Raw genomic sequence first — 22,711 nt, 5'->3', positions numbered from 1 at the left:
TGTCAGCCGGCCAGTCCGGTGACTCGCCGATGCTGCCGGTCCTGCTGGACCACCTGTCGGTGCCCCGGATCGGACCGGGCCGGCCCCGCACCACCCCGGACCGGTTGCGGGGCGACAAGGCCTACTCCGCCCGCGGGCACCGCTCGCTGCTGCGCTCGCGAGGGATCACCACCACCATCCCTGAACCGGCCGACCAGATCGCGAACCGGAAACGCCGCGGCAGCAGCGGAGGCAGACCTCCCGCCTTCGACCCGGTCGACTACAAGAACCGCAACCACGTCGAACGCTCGTTCAACCACGGCAAGCAATGGCGCGGGTTCGCCACCCGCTACGACAAACTCGGCATCGTCTACCGCGGGGCCGCGGTCCTGAACGCGATCATCAGATGGCTCCAACGGTTACGAGACACGCCCTAGGCGGGGCCCGTGCTGTCGCGCACGATGAGGCGCACGGGCACGGACAGCGGGGCGGCCTCGGCGGCCTTGTGGCCGGTCAGGGACGCGACGATGTAGCGGACGGCGGAGTCGCCAAGCATGGTCAATGGCGCCGCGACAGTGGTGAGGCCCGGCGTGATGAGCGCCGAGGCGAAGATGTTGTCGAAGCCGATCACGCTCACGTGCTCGGGCACTTTGATTCCGCGCTCGGCCAGCCCCTGCATGAGACCGATGGCCATCAGGTCGTTGAAGCAGATGACCGCCTTGAGCCGGCGCGCGGCGATGACCTCAGCCGCACCGCGTCCGCCCTGCAGGGTCGGCGCGAAGGGTCCCACGCGGTGCTCGGTGAAGCCCAGGTCCTTCGCGGTGTCGCGCATGGCGCGCCAGCGCATGCCATCGGCCCAGGACGCCTCGGGCCCGGCCAGGTAGGTGATGTTGCGGTGGCCCAGCGCCAGCAGGAGTTCGGCGGCCTTGCGGACGCCGTGGCCCATGTCGGGCACGATGCAGTGCAGGCCGGCGACGCGGCGGTTGAGGACGACGGTGGGCAGCGTCTTGGCGACGGTGCGCAGTTCGGTGTCGGACAGCCGTGAGCTGGCGACGATGAGGCCGTCGAGCAGGGGCAGGGAGCGGCGCAGCATTTCGCGCTCCAGCGACTCCGACTCCTGTGCGTCGTTGAGGGTGACGACGAAGCCGGCCTCGGCGGCGGCGGCCTGACAGCCGCGGATGACGCGGAAGTTGAACGGGTTGGTGATGTCGGCCACGGCCAGGCCCAGCACCTTCGTGGTGCTCTTGGCGGCGGTGCGGGCGACCTCGCGGCTGCGGTAGCCGAGTTGCTCGGCGACCTCGCGGATCTTGTCGGCGGTCTGGGCGCTCACGCGGCCGGGGCGGGAGAAGGCCCGGGACACCGTGGACGGGCTGACGCCCGCGACACGTGCGACGTCGTAGATCGTGGCATCCGACCCCGTGCCCGGCTCATTGACCATGGGGGAACCCTAGCAAGCTGGCAACTTCGTGCGACCAACTTCGAGAACTTCCGCCCCCGGCCCGCGAAGGGTGACTTTCGCCGGCCGGGGGCAGGAGTCGAGGCGTCCGGACGCCGTCAGGACGGGATGTTGAACGCCTTGCGCGGGAGCGTGGAGGTCAGGTCGAACGCGGTCTGCTCGGCCTCGTCCAGCTCCAGGCGCCCCTCGACGACGAGTTCGGCCAGGTGCGACACATCGCAACGGCGGGCGACGTCGTGGCGGGCCGGGATCGACATGAACGCGCGGGTGTCGTCGATGAAGCCGCACGTCTTGTAGAACGTGCCGTACTCGGTGACGGACTTGCGCCAGCGCTTGATGGCGTCCGGGGCATCGATGAACCACCACGGCGGGCCGACGTAGACCGACGGGTAGAACCCGGCGAGCGGGCCGACCTCGCGGCTGTAGACGGTCTCGTCCATGCCGAACAGGATGATGCGGAAGTTCGGGTTGGTGCCGAACGCGTTCAGCATCGGCTGCAGCGTGCGGACGACCTCGATCTGCATCGGGATGTCGCCGCCGACGTCCGCGCCGTACTTCTCGAACGTGCCCTGGTGGTGGTTGCGGACGACGGCGGGGTGGACGGTCATCACGAGGCCGTCCTCGGACGCCATGCGCGCCTGCTCGAACATGAACGCCTTGCGCAGGGCGGTGCACTCCTCGACCGACGCCTCGCCGCGGCGGGCCCTGGCGTAGACGGCCTCGGCGTCCTGAAGCGGCTCGGCACCGAGGTCGGCGTGGCTGTGGTCGGTCGAGGTGGACCCCATCGACTTGAAGAACGCGCGGCGGTCCTCCATGGCCTCCACCCAGCCGGCGAACGTGCCGGTGTCGACGCCGGTCTTCTCGGCCAGCGCGTCCATGAGGCCGTTCCAGTCGTCGCGGGCCGGCTCGAGGTACTTGTCGGGGCGGTAGGTCGGGGCGACCGTGCGCGTGAACGAGGCGTCGTCACGGATCTTCGCGTGGTGCTCAAGGTCGTCCAGCGGGTCGTCGGTGGTGGCGATGAACTGGATGTCGAAGCGGTCCATCAGCGCGCGCGGCCTGTAGTCGGGCTGGGCGAGCTTCTCGGCGATCTGGTCGTAGATCTGGTCGGCGGTCTCCTCCGACGGGCGCACGGTGACGCCGAAGATGTCGACCAGCTCGGCCTCCATCCAGAACTTCATCGGGGTGCCGCGGTACAGGTGCCAGTGCCGACAGAAGATCCGCCAGGCGTTGCGCGCCTGCTCGGGAGTGAAGTCGGTGCGGCCCATGGGGACGCCGAGGTCGGCCAGGTCGACGCCCTGGCCGTGCATGATCCGGTTGACGTAGTGGTCGGGGGTCAGGAGCAGGTTCGTCGGGTCCGGGAAGGGGGTGTCGTCGGCGATCCAGGCCGGGGGGACGTGGCCGTGGGGTGACAGGATCGGGAGGTCCCTGATCTGGTCGTACAGCTTGCGGGCGACCGCGCGGGTTTGCGGCTCGGCCGGGAACAGCCGATCGGGATTCAGGGTCAACGGCTCTGTCATGGGCGCCATTCTGGCCCCGGACGCCACAGGTTTCAGGCGTTTGCCGTGCATTGCCGCTCGTTGCCATCCCATTGCGCCGATTCGGCGCCGGCTCGGCGGGGTTGGTGCAAGATGAGCGTGATCGACCCCTCGAGCAAAGGATGCAGCACACATGAGCGAGAAGACTGGGACGGCCCAGATCGGCGTCGTCGGCATGGCGGTGATGGGCTCCAACCTGGCCCGCAACTTCGCGAGCAAGGGATTCAAGACCGCCATCTTCAACCGCTCCTACGCCAAGACCGCCGCCGTGCTGGAGGCCCACCCCGAGGCCGAGTTCGTCGGCTCGGAGAGCGTGGAGGAGTTCGTCGACTCCCTCGAGAAGCCCCGCCGCATCATCATGATGGTCAAGGCCGGCCCCGCCACGGACGCCACCATCGAGACCCTGATCCCGTTCCTGGACCAGGGCGACATCGTCATCGACGGTGGCAACACGTACTTCCCGGACACCCGCCGCCGGGAGAAGATGATGGCCGAGAAGGGCTTCAACTTCATCGGCTGCGGCATCTCCGGCGGCGAGGAGGGCGCCCTCAAGGGCCCGTCGATGATGCCCGGTGGACCGAAGGAGTCCTACGCGCACGTCGGCCCGATCCTGGAGAAGGTGTCGGCCCACTACGACGGCGAGCCCTGCTGCACGTGGATCGGCACCGACGGTGCCGGCCACTTCGTGAAGATGGTGCACAACGGCATCGAGTACGCCGACATGCAGTTCATCGGCGAGGCCTACGACCTGCTCAAGGCCGTCGGCGTCTCCGCCGCCGAGGCCGCGGACATCTTCGCCCAGTGGAACACCGGCGACCTCGACTCCTACCTGATCGAGATCACCTCCGAGGTGCTCCGCCAGGTGGACGCCGAGACCGGCAAGCCGCTGATCGACGTCATCCACGACGCCGCCGGCATGAAGGGCACCGGCACGTGGACGGTCCAGGAGGCGCTGAACCTCGGCGTCCCGGCCGCGGCCATCGCCGAGTCCGTGTTCGCGCGTGCCGCCTCCAGCGCGGCCGACCTCCGCAAGGCCGCCCAGGGTGCCCTCTCCGGCCCCGACGGCACGGTCCAGGTCGACGACAAGGAGGCGTTCATCGAGGACGTCCGCCAGGCGCTGTGGAGCGCGAAGGTCATCGCGTACGCCCAGGGGCTGCACCTGATCAAGGTCGCCGGCCAGGAGTATGGCTGGGACATCGACGTCGCCGCCTGCGCCCGCATCTGGCGCGCCGGCTGCATCATCCGTGCCAAGCTGCTCGACCGCATCTCCAACGAGTACGCGGCCGGCAACCTGGAGACCCTGCTCGAGGCGCCCTCGATCGCCCAGGGCCTGTCGGACGCCAACACCTCGTGGCGCCGCGTCGTGGCGAAGGCCACCGAGGCCGGCGTGCCGATCCCGGGCTTCGCGTCCGCCCTCTCCTACTACGACCTCGTCCGCGCCGAGCGCACGAACGCGGCCATGACGCAGGGCCTGCGCGACTTCTTCGGGTCGCACACCTACCGCCGCATCGACAAGGAGGGCACGTTCCACACCAACTGGAGCGGTGACCGCACCGAGTCCGAGGCCGTGGACGCCCACTGACCGACACCTGCGTGTGCCCCGAGCCTTGCGCCCGGGGCACACTGGTGTCCGGAGGTGGAATCGCGTGACCCAAGCCCCGCAGCAAGCACCCGCCGGGTGGTACCCGTCGCCCGACGGCGCGCCCGTCCAGCGCTGGTGGGACGGGACGATGTGGACCAACGCCACCGTCCCCGACGAACCAGCCCCGCCGCACGAGCCCGAGCCCCAGGGCCCGCCGACCTCCGGCTGGCCCGCCCCCGTGGCACCCCGGCTGGGGCCGCTGGCCATCTCGACCCAGGTGTTCGTCGCGCTCGCCGGCGTGGGGATGCCGCTGGCGTGGGGCGCCCGGGCCTGGCGCGGTGCCGAGCCCCCGGAGTGGCTCACCGAGGACGTGGCCCTCGCCCTGACGGGCGCGGCATCCGGCCTGCTGCTCGTCGCCGGCCTGTTCTGGATGCTGTGGCAGTACCGCCTCGCCCACTCGTTCCCACCCGGTACCACCCGCCGCTCGCCCGGCTGGCACGCCGGCTCCTGGCTCGTCCCGGTGGCGCTGTGGTGGCTGCCGTACGGCAACGTGGCCGACCTGTTCCGCCTCACGACCGGACGCCGGCCCGGCTGGCTGCCCGTGTGGTGGGGTCTGTGGCTCACCGGAGGCCTCGTGGTCGGCCTCGGCGGCGTGCTGTCGGTGTCCTCCCCGGTCATGGGGCCCTCGGTAGCGGCCGTCGGGTCCCTCGCTCTCACGGCGGCCACCCCCCTCGCCTGGCGCATGGTCGGCAAGCTCACCCGGCAGACCGGTGGCAAGCGGGAACAGGACCCGTCCTGACCGCGTTGGGGTGGCCATGAAGATCGACATCTGGTCCGACATCGCCTGCCCGTGGTGCTACATCGGCCTGACCCGGTTCGACCGCGCGCTGGCCGCCTTCGAGCACCGCGACGGCGTCGAGGTCACGCTGCACAGCTTCCAGCTCGACCCGACGCTGCCGGACGCCTACGACGGCACCGAGACCCAGTACCTGGCCCAGCGCAAGGGCCTCCCCGAGGCGTCGGTCAAGGAGATGTTCGGCCACGTGTCCGCGGCGGCCGCCTCCGAGGGCCTCACGATGGACTTCGACACCCTCCAGGTCGCGAACTCGCGCAAGGCCCACCGCCTGCTGCACGCCGCCCAGCAGGCCGACCCGACCGGCCGGCTGGCGCACGACCTCAAGCTCGGCCTGTTCCGGGCCCACTTCACCGACGGCGAGTCCGTCTCGGACGCCGACGTGCTGGTCCGCCTGGCCACCGAGGCCGGTCTGGACGCCGGCGCCGCCCGAACCGCCCTCGACGACGAGGGGTTCGAGGCCCGCGTCGCCGCCGACGTGGACGCGGCCCGCAAGCTCGGCATCAGCGGGGTGCCCTTCTTCGTCCTGCACGAGAAGTACGGCATCTCGGGAGCCCAGCCGCTGGAGGTGTTCACCCAGGCGCTGGCTCAGGTCTGGGACGAGGTCCACCCCGAGCCGGCCTTCAAGACTCTGACGATTCCCGGCCTGAGGCAGGACGCCACCGGCCCGGCCTGCGGCCCCGACGGCTGCGCCTAATCGAGGGCGGCGTAGGCGACCTCCAGCAGCGGCCCGGGCGGGCACGCTCGGCCCGTCATGAGCCGGACCTGGTCGACAGCCTGGCCCACCAGCAGATCGATGCCCGACAGCTGCACGACCCCGGCCGCGCGCGCGGCCCGGTCCAGCTCGGTCGGGTAGTGGTTGTAGGTCGCCTCGAAGCACGCGCGGGTCATCGACACCAGCCCCGCGGCCACCTCGGGCGGCAGGGGCGTCGACACCGTCGAGACGAGCACGTCGGTCGCGTCGGCGTCCGGCACCGTGCCCCACGGCCCGTATTCCAGCCCGACGCCCAGGTGCTCCCCCAGGCTGCCCAGCGATGCCTCGGCGCGCTCGCGCGACCGGCACAGCACCAGGGCGTCCGTCACCCCCATCTCGGCCAGCGCCGCCAGCGCCGAGCGCGCGGTCGCGCCGTTGCCCAGCAGCAGCGCGGTGGACGCCGACGTGACGCCCGCGCGCGCGAATGCGCCGACCAGGCCCGTGACGTCGGTGTTCTCCACCCAAGGGTCGCCGTCGTTGAACAGGAACGTGTTGCCGGACGCCAGCAGCCGGGCCCGCTCCGTGGGCCTCCCGAGGTCGAGCACCGCCTGCTTGAGCGGCGCGGTGCACGACAGCCCCACCCATTCGGGGCCGCAGCCGGCGACGAAGCCGGCCAGCCCGGCCTCGTCGACCTCGTGGCGCCCGTAGGACCAGTCGTCCGCGATGCCCAGTACCGCGTAGGCGGTGGTGTGGATCAGCGGGCTCAGGGAGTGCTCGATGGGCCGGCCCAGCACGGCGCAGCGATGGGTGGTGGGGGCTGGTGTCACAGGAGCGGCCGTCGCGTCGGGGTCGTGGGCCACACGTCCGCGGCCCGGTGCAGGGCGTCCGGGAGGGGCTGCGGTCGCCCCGTCGCGTCACCGTGGACGAGGATCGTCGTCGAGCGCGACATCACCTGCTCGGTGAGCGGGTCGACCACCTCAGCGCCCAGCGTCATGGACGTGCGCCCGATCGCGGCCACGCCGGTGCGCACCTCGTAGGGCTCGAGGCGGTGCGTCACCTGGCCGATGTAGCGCAGGTCCTGCCGCGCGACCATCCACGCGTGCTCGACCTCGTCGTGCGGGTTGGAGCGGATGGAGTTGTCCATCAGCAGGTTCTTGAACGCGATCCGGGCCTCGGCGACGTAGTCGAAGAAGCGCGTGTTGTTCGCGTGCCCGTAGGCGTCCAGGTCCGACCAGCGCACCTGGAACGCATGCGTGTGGTGGTGGGGTCCCACCGCGTGGGCGGGCACCTCACGCAGGGGCTCCAGCGCGACCGAACGGGCCTCGAACCACGCCCGCTCCTCGTCAGTCAGCCGCGTGGGGCGTCCGGTGGTGAAGTCGTAGTTGCACAGGACCGTCCGCGCCCGGGCGACCAACTGGCCGCCCTGGTGGACGCGGTACCCCACGCTGAACCGAGCCGCACCCACGTCGCCCACGTGCAACTCCACGTCAAGGGGTTCGGGCGTGAAGAAGATCGGCCCCGTGTACTCGACCTGGTGGCCGACGACGATGATGCCGTTGCCCAGCAGGTGGGCGTTCGGCCCCGTCAGGAGCCAGTCGACGCGCGCCTCCTGGAGGTAGTCCACGAGCGCTGCGTTGTTCGCGTGCCCCTGGGCGTCGAGGTCGACCCAGCGCAGGGGCACACGAACCCGGTGGGGCCCCACTCAGTCCTCGTCCTCCGCGTCGTACAGGGAGTCGACCAAGTCGGCGTACCGCTTGGCGACGGCGCTGCGGCGCAGCTTCATGTTGGCAGTCACGCCGCCCCCCTCGACCGTGAGCTCGTGGTCCAGGACGGCGTAGCGCTTGACCGTCTCCCAGCGCTCCAACTTCGCGTTGGCGCGGGCCAGGAACCGGTCGATGGAGGCACGGAACTCGGGCAGCTGCGTCAGCTCGGCGTAGCTCAGGCCCTCCTTGCCGTGGCGCTGGGCCCAGCTCTCCATGGCGCCCGGGTCGATGGTGAACAGCGCGGAGACGTACTTCCTGCCGTCGCCCACCGCAATCGCCTGCGACACGTAGGGGATGTTGGCGGCCATGGCGCCCTCGACCTTCTGCGGCGCGACGAACTTGCCGCCCGAGGTCTTCATCAGGTCCTTCTTGCGATCGGTGATCTTGAGGTAGCCGTCGTCGTCCAGCTCACCGATGTCACCGGTGTGGTACCAGCCGTCGACGAGCACCTCGGCGGTCTGCTCGGGGTCCTTGTGATAGCCGCGCATGATCCCGGGGCCCTTGATGAGCACCTCGCCATCCTCGGCGATGCGCAGCTCGGTGCCGGGCAGGGCCGGGCCGACCGTGCCGAAGCGCGGGGTGGCCGGGTGGTTCACGCACGCGACGGCGGAGGTCTCGGTCGCGCCGTAGCCCTCCACGATCACGATGCCGGCGGAGTAGAACCACTCCTGCACCTGCGAGCTCAGTTTGGCGGCGCCCGAGATCAGGAACTCGATGTTGCCGCCGAGCCGGTCCTTCAGCTTGGAGAAGACAAGCTTGTCGGCCACCTTGTACTGCAGGCCGAGCGCGGCGGGCATCTTCTCGCCCTTCACGCGGTACTCGTTGGACTGGCGGCCCACGTGGAACGCCCAGCGGGCGATCTGGCCCTTCACACCGCCGGCCGAGTTGGCCTTCACCGCGTTGCGGACCTTCTCGAAGATGCGCGGCGCGCCGCACATGAACGACGGGCTGGTGGCGCCCAGGCCCGGCACGATGCGGTCGAGGCGACCGTCGACGACGGACGCGAAGCCGACCTGCAGCTGGATCATCATGACGGCCTTGCCGAACACGTGACTCAGCGGCAGCCAGAAGTACTGCAGCGAGTCGGCACCGATGATGTTCATGCAGTCGATCGCGACGCCCTCGTACGTCCAGTTGCTGTGCAGCAGCTCGACGCCCTTGGGCATGCCCGTGGTGCCGGAGGTGTAGATCAGGGTGGCCAGGGTGCCCGGGCCGGTGTTGGCGACCGCGTCGTCCATCGCGGACGGGTTCTCGGCCAGCAGGGCGCGGCCCTTCTCGCGCAGGCCCTCCTTGCTGATGGTGCCCTCGGCGGTGCCGTCGAGCAGGATCACCTCGCGGATCTGGTCGCCCGGCACGAGCTGGCGCAGCTTCTCCAGCTGCTCGACGTTCTCGGCGACGAAGTACTTCGAGTCCGAGTGCGTGATGATGTGCGCGAACTCGGGTCCCTGGGTGTTCGGGTAGACGGTCGTGGTGGCGCCGCCGGCGCAGTTGATAGCCAGGTCGAGCAGCACCCACTCGTAGCGGGTGTTGGACGCCAGCGCGACGCGCTCCTCGGGCTGCATGCCGATCGCCAGCAGGCCGGCACCGATCTCCCACACGACCTCGCGCATCTGCGCCCACGTCAACGACACCCAGTTGTCGGACGCGTCGGGGTACCGCATGGCCTCGTTGTTCGGCGTCGCCGCGACGCGGCCGTTGAACATCGCGCCAACAGTCGGTGGCCGGTTTTCCAGCACGGTCTGGATGTCGGTCATCGTGTTCCTCCCCAGGCGCGGCCCGGCGCCCACCTGTTTCCGGGTCAGTGTAGGGGCCAGAGGGCGGCGATTGAACCGTCAAATCGGACTATGCTGGCGTTATGGACGCCACATCCCCGCGCTGGCTGGACAGCGAGCAACAGAAGGTGTGGCGTGTCTACCTCGATGGAGCGGCGCGGATCGACGCGCACCTCGACACCGTCCTCCGCCCCTACGGCCTCGACCTGGGCGAGTACGAGATCCTCGTCCGCCTGTCGGAGGCCGACGAGCGGCGCATGCGGATGAGCGACCTCGCCGAGGCCGCACGCCAGTCCCGCTCCCGGCTGACCCACACGGTCGCCCGCATGGAGAAAAAGGGCTTGCTCAACCGCATGCCGTGCTCCGACGACCGGCGCGGCGTCATCGCGGCCCTCACCGACGAGGGTTTCGCCCTGCTCGAGTCCGCCGCCCCGGCCCACGTGGCGTCCGTGCGCGAGGTGCTGGTCGACGTGGTCGACCCCGACGACTTCAGGGCGCTGGGACGGGCGATGACGGCCGTCACCGAGGTGGCACACTGACCCGGGTGAGCACCGTCGTCGCCGACACCATCCCGGGTCTGGACGAGACCACGATGACCCGGGCCCTCTACTCCACCGACGCATCCCTGTACCGCGTCGTGCCGCAGGGCGTAGCCCACCCGCGCGACGCCGCCGAACTCTCCGCCGTCGTGGACGCTGCGCGCGCGTCCCGGTTACCCCTCACGACCCGCGGCGCCGGCACATCGTGCGCCGGCAACGCGGTCGGGCCGGGCGTCGTGGTGGACGTGGCACGACACCTCACCACCATCCACTCCATCGACGCGGCGGAGCGCACCGCGGTGGTCGACCCGGGGGTCGTGCAGGACGTGCTCTCCCGCGCGGCCCAGCAGGTCGGCCTGCGCTTCGGGCCCGACCCCTCCACCTTCACCCGCTGCACCATCGGCGGGATGATCGGCAACAACGCGTGCGGCCCCCGCGCCCTGGGTTACGGCCGCTCGTCCGACAACGTCGTCGCCCTCGACGTCATCACGGGCACCGGCGAGCGCCTCACGCTCGACTCGCGGGTCGACCTCACGGCGTCCGACTCGCCCACCCTGCGGGCGCTGCACGAGCTCGTCCAGGCCAACCTGGGCATCATCCGCACGCAGTTCGGCACGTTCTCCCGGCAGGTGTCCGGCTACTCGCTGGAGTGGCTGCTGCCCGAGCGCGGCTTCGACGTGGCCAAGTTCCTGGCCGGCAGCGAGGGCACATTGGCCGTGATCACGCGCGCCACCGTGCGTCTCGTCGCAGACGCCCCCCACAAGGTGATGCTCGCCCTGGGCTACCCCACGATGGCGGACGCGGCGGACGCGATGCCAGCAATCCTGCCCTTCTCCCCGACCGCCGTGGAGGGCATGGACCGCCGCATCGTCGACGTCGTCGCCCGCACCCTCGGCGTGGACGCCGTGCCGCGCCTGCCCGAGGGTGACGGCTGGATCTTCGTCGAGCTCGTCGACACAGACGCCGACGCCCTGGCCGAGCGTGCCCGCAGGCTGCTCGCGGCGTCCGGCTGCCTCGACGGCGAGGTCGTCGACGACCTGATCGTCGCCGCCGCCCTGTGGAAGATCCGCGCCGACGGGGCCGGGCTGGCCGGCGTCAGCCTGTCGCGTCCGGCCTACGCCGGCTGGGAGGACTCGGCCGTCCCGCCCGAGCGCCTCGGCGACTACCTGCGCGACCTCGACGCCCTGCTGCGCAAGCACGACCTGGAGGGGCTGCCGTACGGGCACTTCGGCGACGGCTGCGTCCACTGCCGCATCGACTTCCCGCTCACCCAGGTGGGCGACGGAGCCGCCCGCTATCGGGCCTTCGTGGAGGAGGCGGCCGACCTCGCGGCGTCCTACGGCGGCTCGATGTCGGGCGAGCACGGCGACGGCCGGGCCCGCTCCGAACTGCTCGGCCGGATGTACTCCCCCGAAGCCATGGCCCTGTTCGCCGCGGTCAAGCAGATCTTCGACCCCGAGGACCTGCTCAACCCGGGCGTCCTCGTCGACCCCGCCCCGCTGGACGCCGACCTGCGCGCCCCCGGCGTCCGCCGCTCGCCGCTGTTCCGCACGCACCGGCAGTTCGTCGACGACGTCCACCGCTGCACTGGCGTCGGCAAGTGCGTGGCCTCGACCGGCGGCGGCGTCATGTGCCCCAGCTGGCAGGCGACCCGCGAGGAGAAGGATTCCACGCGCGGCCGCGCCCGCATCCTGCAGGAGATGGTCAACGGCACGCTCGTCACCGACGGCTGGCGCTCGGTCGAGGTGCACGACGCCCTCGACCTGTGCCTGTCCTGCAAGGGCTGCTCGCGCGACTGCCCGACCGGCACCGACATGGCCGCCTACAAGTCACGCGTCCAGTACGAGGCGTACAAGCGCCGGCTGCGGCCCCGCGACCACTACACGATGGGCCTGCTCCCGATGTGGGGGCGGCTGGTGTCGTCCAACCCCGTGCTGCCGAGGCTGATGAACGTCGTCATGCAGACGCCCGTGCTGAACAACGTGCTCAAGGCCGTGGCCGGCATCGACCAGCACCGCGGCATGCCGCGGTTCGCGCTGGGCTCGAACCGGGCGTCCGCCCGGGCCGAGCTCGAGGGGCGCCGCGCCCTGTCCGGCGCCTCCCCCACCGCCAAGGGCGAGGTCGTGCTCTGGGTCGACTCCTTCTCCGACGCCTTCGAGGGCACCCACGTCGCGGCGATGGCCGGCCTGCTCATCGCCAACGGCTGGACGCCCCGCCTCCTGGAGCGCAAGGCCTGCTGCGGCCTGACCTGGATCACCACCGGCCAGCTCGACGGTGCGGTGAAGGAGCTCCGCAACGCCACCGACGTGCTGCACCCGTACGCGGCCCGCGGCGTCCGCATCGTCGGCACCGAGCCGTCGTGCCTGGCGGTGTGGCGGTCGGACGCGCTGGAGCTGCTGCACGGCGACCCCCGGGTCGCCGAGGTCGCCGGCTCGGTGCGTACGCTGGCCGAGTTCCTCGCCGAGGACCCGGACTTCACCATGCCCGACCTGACCGGCCACACCGTCGTCGCCCAGCCGCACTGCCACGAGGCGTCCGTGATGGGCTGGGCCGCCGAGCAGCGTCTGCTCGCCTCCTCGGGCGCGCACCTCGTCCGCGTGCAGGGGTGTTGTGGGCTTGCCGGCAACCACGGCATGATCGACGGCCACTACGACTTCTCGGTGAAGGTGTTCGAGACCCACCTCGGTCCGGCCTTGGACGCCGCCGGGCCTAACGCCATCGTGCTGGCCGACGGATTCTCCTGCCGCACCCAGTTGCAGGATCTGCAGGACCGCCAGGCCCTGACCTTCGCCGAGCTCGTCGCCGCCCACACGGTCCACCGATGAGCCTGCACGCCGACGCCATCCGCGCGCTGGCGGGGTGGGACGCCCCCTCCCCCAGCCAGGCCGCGTTGGCGCAGGCGTACCTCGGCTTCCTCGCCGCCCGCCCGGACGCCACCGCACGGTCGTGCTCGCCGGGGCACCTCACGGCTTCCGCGATGGTGTTCAGCCACGACCTGGCCCACGTCGGCCTGGTGCTGCACGGCATCGTGGGCGCCTGGCTGGCCCCCGGCGGCCACCTGGAGCCTGCGGACGCGACGCTGGCCGACGCCGCCCGCCGCGAGGTGCGCGAGGAGCTGGGGCTGGAGGTCGACCTCGACCCGTCCCCCGTCACGCTCGACTGCCACCCGATCACCTGCCGCGGCTACACCGAGCCGACCCGGCACTACGACGTGCGGTTCGTGGGCCGGGCGCGCCCGGGAGCGGAGCTGGTGGTCTCGGACGAGTCCCACGACGTGCGGTGGTGGCCGGTCGACGGCTTGCCGGCCGACGTGTTCGACGAGGTCCGCGAACTGGTGCAATCCGGCCTTGTCAGGCTGACACTGGAGCGGTGAGCTCATCGGCTGGCTCGCCCTGCGCCGGAACGCCGGCTGAACCGGTCGGCCGCCCACACCAGGGCGCCGGCCACCGCAAACAGCACCACGACGACGGCAATGTCGCTCCACCCGCCGCCGTCGGAGGCGAGGATGCGCGACTCCAGGTCTTGTTGCTCGGCCGCGCCGAGCACGCCGCCCACCGACGAGAGCCCCTCGGTGGCCCAGAAGAGGACGCCGAGCCCGACGAACAGCGCACCGGAGACGACGTTGCCCACGGTCGTGTGGATCGGGCCGAGCTGGACCGGGCGCGGCCTGAGCCAAGGGCGGCGGCCCAGGTCGAGGGCGTCCCAGGCCAGGGCCAGGGCGACCAGCGGCACCACCATCCCGACCGCGAAGATGGCCAGGAGCAGGCCGCCGCGAACAGCGTCCTGTCCGAGGGCGGCCACGGTCAGCACCGACCCCAGGATCGGTCCGGCGCACGTGCCCGCGATGCCGTAGACGGTGCCGAGCGCGTAGACCGAGATGGCGCTGGTCGGGTCGGCGCCCGGGCGGGCCGAGGCCGGCAGCGGCACCGTGATGCCGAGGGCCTGCACGACCCCGAAGGCGATGATGACGAGTGCGGCCACGACGATGACGGTGGAGCGGAACGCGTTGAACAGCGCGCCGAAGCTGCCGGCGGCCGCGCCCAGCGGCACCAGCGTGGTGAGGAGCCCGAGGTAGAACAGGCCGGTTCGACCCAGCAGGGTGGCCCTGGTTCCGAACGCGTAGGCGAAAAAGGCTGGCAGGAGCATCACCGAGCAGGGGCTCACGATCGTGGCCACGCCGCCCAGCAGGGCACCGAGGTAGCCGATGTCGGGCATCAGCGCGCGAGCTCCTGGGCGATCACCGACTCGAACACTTCCGTCGGCTGGGCGCCGCTGAGCGCCTGTCCGCCGATGACGAAGAACGGTGTGCCGGAGATGCCCAGTTGGTGGGCCTCGGCGGAGTCGGCGGCCACCGCGGCGCGCAGCGAGTCGTCGGCGAGCCCCGCCTCGAAGGCGGCCAGGTCGGCGACGCCGGCCGTGCGGGCGAACTCGAGGATCTTGTCGGACGTGATGTCGGGGTGGCCGCTGGGCGGAGCGGCGGCGAAGACGGCCGCCTGGAACTCCCAGAACTTGCCCTGCTGCCCGGCGGCGCGGGCGGCGACAGCGGTGTCCTCCGACTGCTCGCCGAACATCGCCAGGTCGCGGAACTCGATGCGCAGCGACCCGTCGTCCACGTACTTCTGCAGGGCCGGGAGCGTCCGCTGGTGCCACACGGCGCAGAAGGGGCAGCGGTAGTCGGACCAGTTGGTCATGACGACCTTGGCGTCGACCGACCCCATCGCGAGGGCGTCCGCCGCATCGCGACGCGGCAGGTCGAGCAGGAAGCGTTCCAGCTCCGGGTTCACCTCGGGCGTGGCGGACGCCGTGGCCGGCTGGGGAGCCGGGGCCGCGGCGTCCACCGGGGTGACCGGACGCACCTGCATGCCCAGCAGGAACGCCAGCGCGAGGCTCAGCACCCAAGCCGCGATCCAGCGGCCACCCGGGCGGCTGCTGGGGGCCGGCTGGTTCGTGGGGACTGACGCGACGCTCGACATGGGCTTCACCGTAGTCGGTGCGCGGGCCGTCCCTATACTGGGTGCCGATCTCCTCCCACCAGACCTCACAAGGACGGTTCATGCCCGAGTTCGTGTTCACCATGCACAACGTGCGCAAGTCGTTGGGCGAGAAGCTCATCCTCGACAACGTCACGCTGTCGTTCTACGAGGGCGCCAAGATCGGCGTCGTCGGCCCCAACGGCGCCGGCAAGTCGACCCTGCTCAAGATCATGGCCGGGCTCGAGAAGCCCAACAACGGCGACGCGATGCTCGGCAAGGGCAAGACCGTCGGCATCCTGCTGCAGGAGCCCCCGCTGACCGAGGACAAGACGGTCATGGAGAACGTGCAGGAGGCCGTGGCCGACACGCTGGCCAAGGTCGAGCGCTTCAACGCGATCGGCATGGAGATGGCCGAGCCGGACGCCGACTTCGACTCCCTGATGGCCGAGATGGGCACCCTTCAGGAGGAACTCGACCACCTCAACGCGTGGGACCTGGAGTCCCAGCTCGAGCAGGCGATGGACGCCCTCCAGTGCCCGCCCGGCGACACCCCCGTCGACGTGCTGTCGGGTGGTGAGCGCCGCCGCGTCGCCATGGTGAAGCTCCTGCTCGCCCAGCCCGACCTGCTCCTGCTCGATGAGCCCACCAACCACCTGGACGCCGAGAGCGTCAACTGGCTGGAGGGCCACCTCAAGAACTACCCGGGCGCCGTCCTGGCCGTCACCCACGACCGGTACTTCCTCGACAACGTCGCCGAGTGGATCTGCGAGATCGACCGCGGCAAGCTGCACCCCTACGAGGGCAACTACTCCACCTACCTGGAGACCAAGCGCTCCCGCCTGCAGATCGAGGGCAAGAAGGACGCCAAGCGCGCCAAGATCCTGGAGCGCGAGCTGGAGTGGGTGCGCGCCAACCCGAAGGCCCGCCAGGCCAAGAACCGCGCCCGCCTGGCCCGGTACGAGGAACTGGCGTCCGAGGCCGAGAAGAACCGCGCGATCGACCCGGCCGAGATCAACATCCCGCCCGGCCCCCGCCTGGGCTCGGACGTGCTCGAGGCGTCCAACCTCACCAAGGGGTTCGGCGACCGCGTCCTGATCGACGACCTGTCCTTCACGCTCCCCCGCGCCGGCATCGTCGGCATCATCGGCCCCAACGGCGTCGGCAAGACCACGCTGTTCAAGATGGTGACCGGCGCCGAAGAGCCCGACTCGGGCGAGCTGAAGGTCGGCAAGACGGTCTCGTTCAGCTACGTCGACCAGAACCGCTCCGGCATCGACCCGAAGAAGAACGTGTGGGAGGTCGTCTCTGACGGCCTGGACCACATCAAGGTCGCCAACTTCGAGATGCCCTCGCGCGCCTACGTCGCCTCGTTCGGCTTCAAGGGCCCCGACCAGCAGAAGCTCGCCGGCGTCCTGTCCGGCGGTGAGCGCAACCGCCTCAACCTGGCGCTGACGCTGAAGCAGGGCGGCAACGTGCTGCTGCTGGACGAGCCGACCAACGACCTGGACGTCGAGACGCTCCAGTCGCTGGAGGACGCGCTGCTGGAGTTCCCCGGCTGCGCCGTCGTGATCTCCCACGATCGCTGGTTCCTCGACCGGGTCGCGACCCACATCCTGGCCTGGGAGGGCGACGACGAGAACCAGGCCAGGTGGTTCTGGTTCGAGGGCAACTTCGCCGACTACGAGCAGAACAAGGTCGCCCGTCTCGGCGCCGAGGCCGCCCGCCCGCACGCCTCCAAGCACCGCCGCCTCAAGCGCGACTGATTCATCGCTCTCAGCAGCGCCTGCGCATCACGTGCGTCCGCTGACTGGGCCTCACACAGCGGTTCCTCCCTCGTAACGCTGATTCGATCCGCGTTGCGAGGGAGGAATCGCTTTGTGAGCGCCGCGATCGGCCAGTGCTCGGGCGACCAAGCGACGCACAGCTGCCGGACGTCCGATGCGAGCCTTGGTGATTCGGACAAAGCCGTACCCCTCTGCCCGGAGGTGATCCTCGCGCGCCTTCTCGGCCAGAAGTGCCTGATGGCCCTCGGGACCCGCGTACTTCTCCTCGCCGTCGTACTCCACGACGACACGCCCCTCCACCAGCAGGTCGGCGCGGTACCCGGCGCCGGGACCCCCGAGGTTGGCTTGCGGTTCCAGTCCCCAGCCGGCATCGCTGAGGTGGGAGCGCAGCACGCTCTCCATCGCGGACTCGGCTCGCCCGTCGGCGAGGGCGACCACTAGCCGCACGGCCGCCACGCCGTAGCGCCAGCGATCCGACATTGCGAGTCGGCGGAGGGTCGTCGACGACGTCAGGCCTGCTGCCAGGCAGGCGTCCGCTGCCACGACTCCTGCGGTGACGCCGAAGCGGGCGGCCACCTGCAGCGTGGCGAGGCCGGGGGTGATCACACGGTTGCCGCTCGCCTCCCCCACCGGGTCACCAGGGCGCAGCACGTGCAGGTGGACTGAGGATCGCCGGACGCTGTTGCGCTGCTGCCCAGCCACGTGCACGGTGCCGAACGGTACGTCCCACAGCGGCACTCCGCTCAGGGCCAGTGCACTGTGGTGACTGGCGACCCAGCCCGGATGATCGGCCAGGACTCCCTTTACCAGGAGCGCGTGTTTCCGTTCCGGCGTGAGCGCTCCCCATGCAGCTGCGGGGAGGTGCACACAGCTGATCGGTCGCACGAGCTGCCCGCCCGCGACGAGCCTGCTCAAGGTGTTGGCCGATGCCCCGAGCGCAGCGGCCTGACGCGTGGTGACGAACCCCTGCTCCTTCACCAGCATCAGAAGTGCTTCCATGACACCCCAATCCCTGTGGTGGGCCTTGGTCACGCGGTTCCTCCCTCGTAACGCTGATTCGATCCGCGTTGCGAGGGAGGAACCGCTTCACGATGCCTCAGAGCGCGGCCGGTTCCGGGGCCTCGTGGACCACGCCATCGGCGTCCACCACCTCACCGGAGCCCAGGGCGATGTACTGGGCCTCGATCGCAGCCAGCCGCGCCGACTCGGCGTCGGTCAGGTAGCTGGGCTCCTCGGGCTCGGGGCGCGAACGCGTCCGCTCGAAGGCGGCCTTCCCACGCTTGAGGCTGTGACCGACCCAGTCGGCCTTGATGGAGAACTCCTGTCGCTCGGTGCCGTGGTCGTCGACCCACTTGTCGAGGCGCAGCTTCCCCTTGACCACGACCGCGTCCCCCTTGCCGACACTGTCGCGGACGTGGACTGCCATCTGCCGCCAGCACGTGACCCGGAACCACATCGTGTTCAGGTCGACCCAATCCTCCCCCCGCCGGTAGCCGGGGGTGACGGCGACGCTGAAGGTCGCCCGCCCGCCGTAGACGGGGTGCTCGCGCCACTCGACCGCCTGGCCGACGTTGCCCTCGATGACGATGTCCGCTTCCATGAGACTCCCTTTCCTCTGAGTGCGTTGGTGAACGAGACAATGGGCGGAAAGACTTACCGTGGTGCAGTCGATTCCGGCGCCTGTGGAAAACCCGCTCACGCGCTCGAACCCGCCTGTGGACAGAAAGGGACCCCACGTGCTGCCCATGACCGAACTCGCCGGCCTGTACCACCTCGACCCCGCGCACAGCAGCATCGCCTTCGTCGCACGTCACGCCGGCATCGCGAAGGTGCGGGGCACGTTCGAGTCGTTCCACGGGTGGGCCCTCATCGATGGCGCCACACCGCAGCACTCCGCGCTTCTGGTCAGCGTCAAGGTCAGCAGCGTCAACTCACGCGACGCCAATCGCGACGGGCACCTGCGCAGCCCCGACTTCTTCGACGCGTCGCGCTTCCCCGCGGTCACCTTCGTCGGGACGGACTTCCGCGTGCTCGACGAGACCCACGTGGAGGCGGACGGCGACCTCACGATCCGCGACGCCACTCGTCCGGTGAAGGTGGCGTTCGAGTACGAGGGCGGGGCCAAGGACCCGTTCGGCAACGAGCGCATCGGCTTCACCGGGTCGGCGACCGTCAGCCGCTCCGACTTCGGGCTCACCTGGAACGCCGTGCTCGAGACCGGCGGCGTGCTGGTCAGCGACGCGATCAAGCTCGAGTTCGAGGTCTCGGCGATCAAGCAGGCGGACGGCGGGCCCTGAAGCAGCGGCCCTTCGAGGCTCGCTGCGCTCGCACCTCAGGGACCCTAGGCGGCGCGCTTGGCGGCCTCGCGGGCCGCGGTGAGCCGGTCGAGCTCGGCCTGGATCGGCTGGACGACCTCGACGGCGGTCACCTCGGAGATCGCGTCGGTGAGTTCCTTGCGGGCCTGGCGCGCCTTGACCTGCGCACCCGCCTCGACGAACACGCGGCTCAGCAGCGCGAGCACCACGCCCCCGGCGATGCCGCCGGCCACGAGCACCGTCTGCACCGGCCAGCCCTGCCACGCGATGACCGGCAGGTCGATCGGCATCTGCAGCAGCGCGAAGACCAGCGGCAGCGCGAGCCAGACCGCGCCGACGATGAGCGCGAGGAACAGGATCCACTGCAGGATCGTGACGAGCACCCACCAGCCATGGCCTCGGTCCATGCGCAGGTCGGTGGTCGCTACCGCCTGGTCGAGGCGGTCGGCGAGCAGCTTCTCGTTGCCGCGACCGACCCGCCGGATCTGGTCGGCCCACCCCCGCGGGACGCCGTCGGTCGCGGCGTCCAGCAGGCCGCGCAGGGCGGCGTCCAAACGCGCCTTCTGCACCGACGTCGCCTTCGGCAGCGACGTGCGGCTGACGTCGGTGGGGCTCAGCTCCCGCGGCGAGAGTCCGACGCGGAGCTTGCGTAGCGGGTCGGGCTTGAGCCGCTTGAGCCAACTGACCATCGGCCAACCGGTCGCGATCGTGCCGCGGTGCCGCCACGCCTTGAGGACCCCGTCCGTCACGACCGGCACGGCGGCGGCCTCGGCCATGGTCTCGTTGAGGCGGTCGATGACGTCGCCGCCGAGGCGGGGCACCGGGCTGGTGCCGAGCTCGGCGGCCAGCAGACCGGCGTGGCGCAGGACGTCCGCGGTGAAACGTTGGGTCTTCATGGCCTTGGCCTTGGCGACCTCCTCGAGCAGGGCGCGCAGTTCGGCCACGCCCTCCCCCGTCAGGGCCGACATGGCCATCACCTTGGTGCGGGTGAGCCCCTCGGCGTCGAGCAGGCGACGCAGGTCGGCCAGGGCGTCCGCGCGCTGGGTGGCGTCGAGGCGGTCGACCTGGTTGAGGACGACGACCATCACCTCGGCGTGGTCGGCCAGCGGCTTGAGGTACCCGTCGTGCAACGCGCCGTCGGCGTACTTCTGCGGGTCGACGACCCAGACCAGCATGTCGACGAGCTCGACGAGCCGGTCGACGGTGAGCCGGTGGCCGACCTCGGTCGAGTCGTGGTCGGGCAGGTCGAGCAGCACCAGGTCCTGGAAGGCGGACTCCCCGGACGCCACGAGGTGGCGGCGCTGGACGTCCAGCCAGTCGAGCAACTCGACGGGCTGTTCGGTGCCCCACGAGACCGACATGGCCTCGCTGGTGGTCGGGCGGGTGACGCCGGTGCGCGCCAGCTTGGTGCCGGAGATCGCGTTGAACGTGGACGACTTGCCCGAGCCGGTGGCCCCGGCCAGGGCGACGACCGTGTGCTCGCCGGCGATGGACAGGCGGTGCCCCGCGCGGTCGACGACGGCGTCGGCCGCTTCAACGACCTCATCGGACGCCCGGCCGCGGGCCAGGTCGATGGCCTCGTCGAGGCTCTTGAGGCGCATCGCGATGCTGGGCTTCAGGTCACGCGCCATCGCGCACCTCCACGCGGTAGCCCTCGGACTCGTCGCGCGGCTCGAGCACCTCGCCGGTCAGCGCGGGCTGTTCGGCGGCGGGCAGCGAGCGGCGGGCCGGGTCCAGCTCGGCGCGCTCGACGCGACCCAGGACGGGGTCGCCGCTCCGGTGCTCGGCGAGCGCGTCGGACGCCGTGCGCACGGCGTCTGCGATGGCCGCGTCCGCACCCGTGGCGGCCAGCGCGCGCAGGAAGCGGTTGAGCTCGTCGGCCATGAGGGCCTCGACGCGCTCGTCGAGGCGGTCCTTGGCCTGCTTGGCGAGGCGGCGGACGGCGTCCTCGCCGAAGACGGCCTCGAGCAGGCGCTGGGCCAGCAGGGCGGTGCCGCCGGCGACGCCGACCTCGGCGCCGGTGATGCCGCCGGTCTGGCTGAACACGACGACCATGAGCGCGACGCCGAGGCCGTTGACGCCGAGGGCGAGGTAGCGGGCGGTGTTGCGCTTGGACTGGCCCACCTCGGAGACGATGTCGAGCACGTCGCCCTGCCAGTCGCGGATGGCCCGCGACACCGCACCCGGGAAGTCGGGCGAGCTGTGGGAGAGGTCCTCACGGGCGGACTGCAGCACCTGGCGTCCGGCCGCGTTGGCCGCCCACGAGGCCTCGGCGCGCTCGGCGGCGGCGTCGCCCTCCTCGCGGACGAGGGCCTCCAAGCCCGACTCGACGGCGAGCTTGACCTCGTTGGCCTGCGGAGGCTCGCCCTTGAGGGTCGACCAGATCTTGTCGCGCAGCCAGCCGATCTTCTGTTCGACGGCGCGCATGAACTCGCCGGTGCCCACGAAGTCCTGCCAGCGGGCGAGCACCTCGCCCCGCAGCAGCGTGCCGTCGGCGGTCTGGACGCCGATGGTGCGGACGGCCTCGGCGTAGCTCTTCTCGGCGTCGGTGCGCAGCTGGGCCAGCGCCTCGACCTGGCCATCGACCGCGCCGGCGACCTCGGGCGAGCGGGCCACCAGCGAGCCGATGGCCCCGTCGAGGGTCTGGAGCACGACGGCCTGCCGGCTGGCCTGGTCGGCGGCCAGCGTGGCCAGCCAGGAGCGGATGGGCGAGACGGCGGCGTCCGGTAGGAGGCCCTGGGAGTCCACGCTCGTCTCGGGCACGGCGAACAGCGGCGAGTTGGCCAGACCGCGCTCGGTCATCAGGCGGCCCAGGTGCGGCGGGACCTCGCCCATCGCGGCGGGCGGGACGCGGTCGAGCACGACGGCGACGGCGGCGGCGCGGTCGGCGGCGGCGCGCAGGTACTCCCACGGCACGGCGTCCGCGTAGCGCGCCGCGGAGGTGACGAACAGCCACAGGTCGGCGGCCGCCAACAGCTGGGCGGCCAGCGCGCGGTTCTCGGCCACGACCGAGTCGATGTCCGGGGCGTCCAGCAGCGCGAGGCCGTGGGGCAGGGACGGCTCGGCGACCAGCTGCAGCGTGCTCGTGTCGTGCGCCTGGTCGAACGAGCGGCCCAGCCCGGGCAGGATGCGGTCGGACTGGAAGAAGTCGAGGTCGTCTGGGTGGTGCACCAGCACCGGCGACTTGGTCGTGGGCCGGATGACGCCCGGGCGCGACACGACGCGTCCGACCAGCGAGTTCACCAGGGTGGACTTGCCGGCGCCGGTCGAGCCGCCGATCACGGTCAACAGCGGGGCGTCCAGCGTGGCCAGCCGCGGCAGGATGTAGTCGTCCAGCTGGGTGACCATGTCGCGGGCGCTCTTACCGGCCGCCTCGCTGTCCGGCAGCGCGAGCGGCAGCCGGACCGAGGCCAGGGCGTCCCTCAGTTCTGTCAACGCCTCGGTCAGTGCCTCTGTGCTCATCCCG

General features: G+C 71.1%; 20 protein-coding genes. 9 read left to right on the top strand and 11 right to left on the bottom strand.

Annotation, left to right across the window (positions count from 1 at the left end; genetic code table 11):
* Positions 1-416: transposase (locus ET989_RS13490; RefSeq protein ID WP_165490183.1), on the top strand; the 416-nt coding region annotated here is incomplete at its 5' end.
* Here the strand turns inward: ET989_RS13490 and ET989_RS13485 are convergent.
* Positions 413-1,417, bottom strand: a complete 1,005-nt coding sequence (locus tag ET989_RS13485; protein WP_131169859.1) for a LacI family DNA-binding transcriptional regulator — start codon at positions 1,415-1,417, stop codon at positions 413-415. The genes ET989_RS13490 and ET989_RS13485 overlap by 4 nt on opposite strands.
* A gap of 116 nt (positions 1,418-1,533) precedes the next feature.
* Positions 1,534-2,952 (bottom strand): glucuronate isomerase, encoded by a 1,419-nt coding sequence (uxaC, locus tag ET989_RS13480; RefSeq protein WP_131169858.1) that lies wholly within the window; start codon positions 2,950-2,952, stop codon positions 1,534-1,536.
* Between the two features lie 151 nt (positions 2,953-3,103).
* On the opposite strand from uxaC, the gene gndA reads away from it, so the two are divergent.
* The 3 genes from gndA (at position 3,104) to ET989_RS13465 (ending at position 6,102) form a co-directional block, all read left to right on the top strand.
* Entirely contained in the window at positions 3,104-4,552 is a 1,449-nt protein-coding gene (gndA, locus tag ET989_RS13475; protein WP_131169857.1) for an NADP-dependent phosphogluconate dehydrogenase, read from the top strand.
* Positions 4,553-4,616: 64 nt separating this feature from the next.
* The gene (locus ET989_RS13470; protein ID WP_165490182.1) at positions 4,617-5,351 is read left to right on the top strand and encodes a DUF4328 domain-containing protein; all 735 of its coding nucleotides are present in this window, start codon (positions 4,617-4,619) and stop codon (positions 5,349-5,351) included.
* A gap of 16 nt (positions 5,352-5,367) precedes the next feature.
* On the top strand, positions 5,368-6,102 hold the full coding sequence (locus tag ET989_RS13465; RefSeq protein WP_131169853.1) for a DsbA family oxidoreductase: 735 nt from the start codon (positions 5,368-5,370) through the stop codon (positions 6,100-6,102).
* Here the strand turns inward: ET989_RS13465 and ET989_RS13460 are convergent.
* The 3 genes from ET989_RS13460 to ET989_RS13450 are packed head-to-tail and all read right to left on the bottom strand — an operon-like array spanning position 6,099 to position 9,616.
* Entirely contained in the window at positions 6,099-6,893 is a 795-nt protein-coding gene (locus ET989_RS13460) for a shikimate dehydrogenase family protein (RefSeq protein WP_165490181.1), read from the bottom strand. The two genes, ET989_RS13465 and ET989_RS13460, sit on opposite strands and share 4 nt — an antisense overlap.
* A gap of 29 nt (positions 6,894-6,922) precedes the next feature.
* Positions 6,923-7,801 carry an acyl-CoA thioesterase gene (locus tag ET989_RS13455; RefSeq protein WP_131169849.1) on the bottom strand — a complete coding sequence of 293 codons (879 nt, stop codon included), beginning with the start codon at positions 7,799-7,801 and terminating at the stop codon, positions 6,923-6,925.
* The gene (locus ET989_RS13450) at positions 7,802-9,616 is read right to left on the bottom strand and encodes an AMP-dependent synthetase/ligase (RefSeq protein ID WP_131169847.1); all 1,815 of its coding nucleotides are present in this window, start codon (positions 9,614-9,616) and stop codon (positions 7,802-7,804) included.
* A 101-nt stretch (positions 9,617-9,717) separates the two neighbouring features.
* Between ET989_RS13450 and ET989_RS13445 the strand changes: the two genes are divergently transcribed.
* From ET989_RS13445 to ET989_RS13435, 3 genes are read left to right on the top strand one after another with little or no spacing between them, the layout of a single operon-like run.
* Positions 9,718-10,173 (top strand): MarR family winged helix-turn-helix transcriptional regulator, encoded by a 456-nt coding sequence (locus ET989_RS13445; RefSeq protein ID WP_131169845.1) that lies wholly within the window; start codon positions 9,718-9,720, stop codon positions 10,171-10,173.
* A 53-nt stretch (positions 10,174-10,226) separates the two neighbouring features.
* A complete protein-coding gene (locus ET989_RS13440) occupies positions 10,227-12,998 on the top strand; it encodes an FAD-binding and (Fe-S)-binding domain-containing protein (protein WP_131169863.1) in 2,772 nt (923 codons plus the stop codon).
* Complete coding sequence (locus tag ET989_RS13435) at positions 12,995-13,546, top strand: NUDIX hydrolase (RefSeq protein ID WP_131169842.1); 552 nt, start codon at positions 12,995-12,997, stop codon at positions 13,544-13,546. The genes ET989_RS13440 and ET989_RS13435 overlap by 4 nt, the downstream gene beginning before the upstream one ends.
* 2 nt (positions 13,547-13,548) lie before the next feature.
* Here the strand turns inward: ET989_RS13435 and ET989_RS13430 are convergent, their stop codons facing one another.
* On the bottom strand, positions 13,549-14,388 hold the full coding sequence (locus ET989_RS13430) for a cytochrome c biogenesis CcdA family protein (RefSeq protein ID WP_131169840.1): 840 nt from the start codon (positions 14,386-14,388) through the stop codon (positions 13,549-13,551).
* A complete protein-coding gene (locus tag ET989_RS13425; protein WP_131169838.1) occupies positions 14,388-15,146 on the bottom strand; it encodes a DsbA family protein in 759 nt (252 codons plus the stop codon). Before ET989_RS13425 ends, ET989_RS13430 begins: the two co-directional genes overlap by 1 nt.
* 80 nt (positions 15,147-15,226) lie before the next feature.
* Between ET989_RS13425 and ettA the strand changes: the two genes are divergently transcribed.
* Positions 15,227-16,909, top strand: a complete 1,683-nt coding sequence (ettA, locus tag ET989_RS13420) for an energy-dependent translational throttle protein EttA (protein WP_131169836.1) — start codon at positions 15,227-15,229, stop codon at positions 16,907-16,909.
* 51 nt (positions 16,910-16,960) lie between these two features.
* Here the strand turns inward: ettA and ET989_RS13415 are convergent, their stop codons facing one another.
* Entirely contained in the window at positions 16,961-17,962 is a 1,002-nt protein-coding gene (locus ET989_RS13415) for a type IV toxin-antitoxin system AbiEi family antitoxin domain-containing protein (RefSeq protein WP_131169834.1), read from the bottom strand.
* Between the two features lie 64 nt (positions 17,963-18,026).
* Positions 18,027-18,530 carry a single-stranded DNA-binding protein gene (locus tag ET989_RS13410; RefSeq protein ID WP_165490180.1) on the bottom strand — a complete coding sequence of 168 codons (504 nt, stop codon included), beginning with the start codon at positions 18,528-18,530 and terminating at the stop codon, positions 18,027-18,029.
* 145 nt (positions 18,531-18,675) lie between these two features.
* Here ET989_RS13410 and ET989_RS13405 point away from each other — a divergent pair, with 145 nt between their 5' ends.
* Positions 18,676-19,227 (top strand): YceI family protein, encoded by a 552-nt coding sequence (locus ET989_RS13405; RefSeq protein ID WP_131169830.1) that lies wholly within the window; start codon positions 18,676-18,678, stop codon positions 19,225-19,227.
* Between the two features lie 44 nt (positions 19,228-19,271).
* On the opposite strand, the gene ET989_RS13400 is transcribed toward ET989_RS13405, so the two are convergent.
* Complete coding sequence (locus tag ET989_RS13400; protein WP_131169827.1) at positions 19,272-20,876, bottom strand: GTPase; 1,605 nt, start codon at positions 20,874-20,876, stop codon at positions 19,272-19,274.
* The gene (locus tag ET989_RS13395) at positions 20,866-22,707 is read right to left on the bottom strand and encodes a GTPase domain-containing protein (protein ID WP_131169825.1); all 1,842 of its coding nucleotides are present in this window, start codon (positions 22,705-22,707) and stop codon (positions 20,866-20,868) included. The genes ET989_RS13400 and ET989_RS13395 overlap by 11 nt, the downstream gene beginning before the upstream one ends.
* Positions 22,708-22,711 lie beyond the last annotated feature (4 nt).

The sequence above is a fragment of the Propioniciclava sinopodophylli genome, from assembly GCF_004324755.1.
GTDB lineage: Bacteria > Actinomycetota > Actinomycetes > Propionibacteriales > Propionibacteriaceae > Propioniciclava > Propioniciclava sinopodophylli.
The sequence above is the reverse complement of the archived record's forward strand: the minus strand, read 5'-3'. Positions and strand labels throughout refer to the sequence as shown.

Bases quoted from the DNA above. Each gene is read 5' to 3' on its own strand.
- ET989_RS13485 (WP_131169859.1), bottom strand. From the start codon at position 1,417: ATGGTCAATGAGCCGGGCACGGGGTCGGATGCCACGATCTACGACGTC.
- uxaC (WP_131169858.1), bottom strand. From the start codon at position 2,952: ATGACAGAGCCGTTGACCCTGAATCCCGATCGGCTGTTCCCGGCCGAG.
- gndA (WP_131169857.1), top strand. From the start codon at position 3,104: ATGAGCGAGAAGACTGGGACGGCCCAGATCGGCGTCGTCGGCATGGCG.
- ET989_RS13465 (WP_131169853.1), top strand. From the start codon at position 5,368: ATGAAGATCGACATCTGGTCCGACATCGCCTGCCCGTGGTGCTACATC.
- ET989_RS13450 (WP_131169847.1), bottom strand. From the start codon at position 9,616: ATGACCGACATCCAGACCGTGCTGGAAAACCGGCCACCGACTGTTGGC.
- ET989_RS13445 (WP_131169845.1), top strand. From the start codon at position 9,718: ATGGACGCCACATCCCCGCGCTGGCTGGACAGCGAGCAACAGAAGGTG.
- ET989_RS13440 (WP_131169863.1), top strand. From the start codon at position 10,227: ATGACCCGGGCCCTCTACTCCACCGACGCATCCCTGTACCGCGTCGTG.
- ET989_RS13435 (WP_131169842.1), top strand. From the start codon at position 12,995: ATGAGCCTGCACGCCGACGCCATCCGCGCGCTGGCGGGGTGGGACGCC.
- ET989_RS13430 (WP_131169840.1), bottom strand. From the start codon at position 14,388: ATGCCCGACATCGGCTACCTCGGTGCCCTGCTGGGCGGCGTGGCCACG.
- ET989_RS13425 (WP_131169838.1), bottom strand. From the start codon at position 15,146: ATGTCGAGCGTCGCGTCAGTCCCCACGAACCAGCCGGCCCCCAGCAGC.
- ettA (WP_131169836.1), top strand. From the start codon at position 15,227: ATGCCCGAGTTCGTGTTCACCATGCACAACGTGCGCAAGTCGTTGGGC.
- ET989_RS13410 (WP_165490180.1), bottom strand. From the start codon at position 18,530: ATGGAAGCGGACATCGTCATCGAGGGCAACGTCGGCCAGGCGGTCGAG.
- ET989_RS13405 (WP_131169830.1), top strand. From the start codon at position 18,676: ATGACCGAACTCGCCGGCCTGTACCACCTCGACCCCGCGCACAGCAGC.
- ET989_RS13400 (WP_131169827.1), bottom strand. From the start codon at position 20,876: ATGGCGCGTGACCTGAAGCCCAGCATCGCGATGCGCCTCAAGAGCCTC.
- ET989_RS13395 (WP_131169825.1), bottom strand. From the start codon at position 22,707: ATGAGCACAGAGGCACTGACCGAGGCGTTGACAGAACTGAGGGACGCC.